6 protein-coding genes are annotated in these 6,090 nt (G+C 37.4%); 1 reads left to right on the top strand and 5 read right to left on the bottom strand.

Annotated features, from left to right (window positions below; translation table 11 throughout):
• Positions 1–255: 255 nt before the first annotated feature.
• Complete coding sequence (nuoE, locus tag AB1397_00825) at positions 256–714, bottom strand: NADH-quinone oxidoreductase subunit NuoE (GenBank protein ID MEW6481547.1); 459 nt, start codon at positions 712–714, stop codon at positions 256–258.
• Between the two features lie 97 nt (positions 715–811).
• Between nuoE and lysS the strand changes: the two genes are divergently transcribed.
• Positions 812–2,083, top strand: coding sequence for a lysine--tRNA ligase (gene lysS / locus AB1397_00820; protein ID MEW6481546.1), 1,272 nt, complete (start codon positions 812–814; stop codon positions 2,081–2,083).
• On the opposite strand, the gene murC is transcribed toward lysS, so the two are convergent.
• The 4 genes from murC to AB1397_00800 form a co-directional block, all read right to left on the bottom strand.
• Positions 2,078–3,403 carry a UDP-N-acetylmuramate--L-alanine ligase gene (gene murC, locus AB1397_00815; GenBank protein ID MEW6481545.1) on the bottom strand — a complete coding sequence of 442 codons (1,326 nt, stop codon included), beginning with the start codon at positions 3,401–3,403 and terminating at the stop codon, positions 2,078–2,080. The two genes, lysS and murC, sit on opposite strands and share 6 nt — an antisense overlap.
• Entirely contained in the window at positions 3,400–4,650 is a 1,251-nt protein-coding gene (gene murA, locus AB1397_00810; GenBank protein MEW6481544.1) for a UDP-N-acetylglucosamine 1-carboxyvinyltransferase, read from the bottom strand. The genes murC and murA overlap by 4 nt, the downstream gene beginning before the upstream one ends.
• 87 nt (positions 4,651–4,737) lie before the next feature.
• On the bottom strand, positions 4,738–5,463 hold the full coding sequence (gene hisA / locus AB1397_00805) for a 1-(5-phosphoribosyl)-5-[(5-phosphoribosylamino)methylideneamino]imidazole-4-carboxamide isomerase (GenBank protein ID MEW6481543.1): 726 nt from the start codon (positions 5,461–5,463) through the stop codon (positions 4,738–4,740).
• Positions 5,464–5,570: 107 nt separating this feature from the next.
• Positions 5,571–6,090: TolC family protein (locus AB1397_00800; GenBank protein MEW6481542.1), on the bottom strand; the 520-nt coding region annotated here is incomplete at its 5' end.

The following is a 6,090-nucleotide window of genomic DNA, read 5'->3' as shown; positions in this document are numbered from 1 at the left end:
TTCGGGACACCCCTCTAGGAGAGGGGAATGGGGGGAAGAAGAGGAACATGGGAAATTCCCCTCTTTCAGAGGGGTGGCAGACCGTAAGGTCTGACGGGGTGTTGAAGGGGTATCAGGCGAAGCCTGACGGGGTAGTTACAAAGATATATATGATAGTAATGATAAAGATATTTTAAGAAGATAAAATCAATTTCTCCAAAATAATTGGCTTTTTAGTCCTTCTTAAGATAAGTTCTTGATAAGATGATGCTAGGGTCATTGATAGGTTTCAAGAATCTTTTCTATCTTTCCTTGCTCTAAATGGCCATGGACATCCTCATTTATCATCATAACAGGTGCTAAGCCACAGGCACCAACACAGCGAACAGCCTCAAGGGAGAACTTTCTATCCTCGGTTATCTCTCCTGTATCTATCTTAAGAACCTCCTTTATCCTATTAAGGATAGCATCTGCTCCCTTTACATAACAGGCTGTTCCAAGGCAGACCCTTATAACATTCCTTCCCCTTGGCTTTATTGAAAAGAATGAATAAAAGGTAACAATCCCATAGACTATGCTCCTTGAGATATTTAAGCCATCAGCTACCCTGTCTAATACCTCCTTTGGAAGATAGCCAACCATCCCTTGCGTCTCCTCTAAAACAGGAATGACAGAGCCTTCTTTATTCTCGTATTTTTTGATTATCTCATCAATCTTTGCCCAATCTATGTCCATAGTTAAACACATCCCCCTTATTAAATTTTACCAGAAAATTTATAAAAATGCAATATTTTAATTTACAAAGAAGCTTATTTTGGTTATTATTATAATTATGCAAATAAAAGAAATTTTGGATAGCTTTGAGGAGGGAAGGGAGGTTTTGGCTTTTGGAAGGGTTATCCTTTTAAGGCCACACGGAGGCTCTTGTTTTGCTCATATAAAGGATGGAAGTGGAAGGATTCAAATATATGGAAGAAAGGATAAACTTGATAACTTTAATGAATTTACAAAGCTTAAGCTAGGGGATATAATCTCTGTATCGGGAAGGCTTTTTATCACGAAAACTATGGAGAAAACAATTGAGATTTTGCAATTTTCTATCCTTTCAATTGCCAAAAACCCAGTTCCAAAGGAATGGTATGGAATAGCTGATACAGAGCTAAGGCATAGGAAGAGATACCTTGATTTATTGGTAAATGAGGAAAAAAGGGAGATATTTGAAAAAAGGAGCAAGATAATTAAGGCAATAAGGGAATTTTTTGACAAAAAAGGCTTCCTTGAGGTAGAAACACCGATGATGCAAATTCTTCCAGGTGGTGCAGAGGCAGAGCCATTTAAAACCCATCATAATGCCTTAGACCTTCCTTTATACCTTAGGGTAGCACCAGAGCTATTCCTTAAAAGGCTTATTGTGGGTGGTTTTGACAGGGTTTATGAGATTGGGAAGAATTTTAGGAATGAAGGCATATCAACCCTTCACAACCCAGAATTCACTATGCTTGAGGCATACCTTGCTTATTCTGATTATAAAGACATAATGACCCTTACAGAGGAGCTTATATTTTATGTGGCAAAAAACCCGAAGATAACTTATGATAATTACGAGATAGACCTTACGCCACCTTTCAAAAGGCTTTCCTTATTTCCTGCATTACAAGAGGCAAGTGGTGAAAAGATTGAATCAATGGCTGATATAGATGCTTTGGTTTCAAAGCTTGGGATGGATGTTTTTAATAAGCTCAATGCCCTGATTGATAAATTTATTGTCCCAAATCTTATCCAGCCAACATTCCTCATTGATTGGCCAAGTGATGTCTCGCCATTGGCAAAAAAAGGGGAAAACCCTGATTTTGTAGAGAGGTTTGAGCTATTTATAGGAGGATATGAAATTGGAAATGCCTATTCAGAGCTTACAGATTCTGATGAGCAGCTTAAAAATTTTAAAAAGCAGGGGAAGATAGACTATGATTATATTGATGCTTTAAGCTATGGCATGCCTCCCACCGGTGGCTTGGGAATTGGAATAGATAGGCTGGTAATGCTTCTTACAAACCAGAGATCAATAAGGGAGGTGATATTGTTTCCCCTCCTTCGGCCATTATAGCCTACAAAGAGAATCAACAATAGAGTTTATATTTCCAGCTCCTAAGACAAGAATGAGATCACCCTTTTTTACCTTTGTTTTAAGAAGCTTGGGAATCTTTGTCCAATCAGGGACATAATAGGAATCTGGATGATTTATCTTGGAATATAAAAGCTTACCTGTAATATTTGGAATTGGCTTTTCAGATGCAGGGTATATATCTGTTAATATTAGAATATCGGCAAGTTTAAAACAACCTGTAAATCTATTAAGCAGGTCTTTTGTCCTTGTATAGCGATGTGGCTGGAATATAACAACAAGCCTCCTCTTCCATCCTAGCTTTACCGCCTTTAGGGTCTCTCTTATTTCTGTTGGATGATGGCCATAATCTTCAAGCACCATTATTTCATCATCCCTTTTTATATCAAGCCTCCTTTCAACCCCAGAGAATGTTTCTAATGCCCTTTTAATTGTTTCAATAGGGATGGAAAGGTATTTCCCAACACAAAAAGCCGAAAGGCTATTTAAAACATTATGCCTTCCCAAAAGCCTTACACTCCATTTTCCAATATCTTCATTTCCATCTATAAGGTTAAATTCTGTATGGTTGCTTAACACCTTTATATTTTTTGCCCTTACCATTCCCTGCCTTATTCCATATGTGCTATATTCTTTTCGTATCTCTGGCATAATCTCTCTTATAAGCCTATCATCCTCACATAAAACACAAAAATCTGCCTTTTCTATAAATTCCAAATATTCTCTTTTCATCCTCTCTATATTTTTAAAATGCTCCATATGCTCCCTGTCTATATTTGTAACCACAGCAATCTTTGGAGAAAGATGTAAAAAGCTTCCATCGCTCTCATCTGCCTCACACACAAAGTATTTGGAAACCCCAAGCTTTGCATTAGAGCCAAATGCCTTTGCAATCCCACCATTTATTACAGTGGGTGAAAGACCTGCCTTATCTAATATTGCAGAAATTAAGCCTGTTGTGGTTGTCTTTCCATGTGCGCCTGATATAGCAATTGAATATTTTTTCTCCATCAAAAGACCAAGAAACTCTGCCCTTTTAAGGATATTTAACCCCCTATTTTTTGCCTCAAGCATCTCAGGGTTATCCTTTAGAATTGCCGAAGAAACAACAATGGTATCGCTTTTTCCTATATTTTCAGGGGAATGGCCCTTATATACCTTTGCACCAAGGCTTTTAAGCCTATTTGTAATCTTGCTTTCTGCAAGGTCGCTCCCAGAGACAGAAAAGGAAAGGTTTAGGCTAATCTCTGCCAAGCCAGACATTCCTATTCCACCAATGCCAATGAAATGGATGTGTTTCATTTTTCTCTGGATATTTTAGCCCCAAGCAGGGATAGCCTTTTCTCTAATGCTTCATACCCCCTGTCAATATGATAGACCCTGTCAATTGTAGTTTTAGAGGAGGCAGAGAGACCTGCCAGCACCAATGCCGCTCCATTTCTTATATCCGATGCAATGAGATTTGCACCCTGTAAGCCTTCTACACCTTCAATAATAATTTCCCCTCCAGCAATCCTTATCTTTGCTCCCATCCTTGAAAGCTCAAATATGTGGCTTGTCCTCTCATTAAAAACTGTCTCCTTTACAATAGATGTCCCATCTGCAATGCACATTAAGGAACAAATTAAAGGCTGAAAGTCTGTTGAGAATGATGGATATGGGCCTGTGATAACATTGGTTGCTTTAAACCTTTCTTTTACAATTGCCTCAATTCCCGAATCCCTTTTTTTAATTATAACCCCCATTTCAGACATCTTTGCAATTAAGCCTCTCATATGCTCGTATATTGCATTCTGGACAAATACCCTTCCCTTTGTAATGGCACCGGCAATAAGAAATGTTCCTGCCTCAATCCTGTCGGGAATGGGTAAATATTCACAAGGGTTTAAAGAGGAAACACCCTCAATAATGATGGTTGAACTTCCCTCTCCTTCTATTTTAGCACCCATCTTTTTAAGGAATAAGACAAAATCAACAATCTCTGGCTCCTTTGCACAATTTTCAATTATTGTCTTCCCATCAGCTAATACCCCTACCATTATAAGATTTTCTGTTCCTGTATGGGTTGGGTAATCAAGATAAATCTCGCATCCCTTTAGCTTATCAGCTTCTAATGTAATATAACCTCCCTCCTCTTTTATCTCTGCCCCAAATTTTTCAAAACCCTTGAGGTGGATGTCTATATTCCTTGCTCCCAAAGCACATCCGCCAGGGAAAGAGACACAAGCCTTCCCAAACCTTGCCAATAAAGGACCTGCCACAAGGAAGGATGCCCTCATCTGACAGACAAGCTCATAGGGTGCTTCTGTTTTATTAACATTTGTTGTATCTATTTCTAATGTGTGGTTGTAATAAGAGCAAGAGGCACCTAAGTATTCAAGCAATTTTACAAAAACAGAGACATCCTTTATATCTGGAACATTTTTTATAATTGTCTTTCCTTTAGCTAAAATAGCCCCAGCCATCATTGGCAGAATCGCATTCTTTGCTCCCAATACCTCAATCTCTCCATTTAATGGCTTTCCTCCCTCAATAACAAATCTATCCATCTTTTCAATTGCGGATTGCGGAATTTAGAATGCGGAATATTTTAATTTTCATTCTCCTGTAATTCCTTAATTCCATAAGCCCTCCACCTATACATCCTCCTTTAGCAATTTTACCATCCCAGAAAGGTCTATCTTCCCTTCATACAATGCCTTTCCTATAATTACACCCGATATAGGAAGCCTGCTTAAATGCATTATATCAGACATTGTGCTTATCCCACCACTTGCAATTAGCTTGACATTCTTAACATTTTTTAAAAGCCCTTCAATCAAGGAAATGTTTGGGCCATTCATCATCCCATCCCTTTCAATATCTGTGATTATAGCCTCTTTTAAGCCAAAATCTGCCATTTTAAGCAATAGCTCCTCTAGTTTATACTCTGTTAGCCTCTGCCAGCCAGAAATAGCAATTTTTCCTCCTTTAACATCTAATCCAACAAGGATTCTCTCGGAGAATCTAAGTAATGCCTTTCTTAAAAACAGCTCATCCAGAATGGCAGATGTTCCCAAAACCGCCCTAGCTACACCAATATCCATAACATTCTCAAGTATTTCAAAATTCCTTATTCCACCCCCCATTTGAACCGGAATTCCTACCTTGTCTACAATTTTCTGGATTATCTCAAGGTTTTGTGGCTTTCCAAAGAATGCACCATCAAGGTCTACAATATGTAAAGATTCTGCCCCTTTTTCCTTCCATCCAAAGGCAACCTCAACTGGGTCTTCGGAATAGACCCTTTCTTTCTTAAAATCTCCCTGTATAAGCCTGATAACCCTTCCCTCCCTAATATCAATTGCTGGATATATTATCATAATGCAAGTATAATAAAAATATGGGTAGATTGCAAGCTAAAAAAGGAGGGGTTTTGATGAAGCCTTATGGCAGGAAGATGGGGGAGGCAAAGACATCTTATCGGGTTTTACAAAGATTTAAGGATGTAACATTCTAAAGATATACCCATTGCTTTTAACAATCTTAATTGATTTATGATAAAATCTATATTCACATCTTCATAACTAGACTTTAGGTTACGATAAGATAATTGGCTCTCCATCACCTCTCTTGATGATATCTTCCCCAATTCATACTTCTTTTGGTTCATTTGTAGTGTCTTGTGGGCTAATTCTAAATTAATCTCTAAATTTTTTAGTCTGTGCTTTAAAGAGCTTTTTTCATTATGAATTAGGGATATCTCATTTTCTATATCTTCTTTTTGTCTTTCTAATCTTTCCTTTTCCATTTCATAAGACACATAAGCCTTTTCTACCTCTTTCTTTGTTTTATTAGAATCATAAAAAGAATAGCTAACTATAAACTTATAGTTAATTCCATAACGCTTTACAAAATGTATGTGTTTAGATAATCTTAAGGAAAACTTTATAAAATTATGAATTTTGAATGTTGAATTTTGAATTAAAAGGGAAAAAATTTTATAAAAC

Source organism: bacterium, from assembly GCA_040756715.1.
GTDB lineage: Bacteria > UBA9089 > UBA9088 > UBA9088 > UBA9088 > JBFLYE01.
This window is presented reverse-complemented; position numbering and strand designations above follow the sequence as displayed.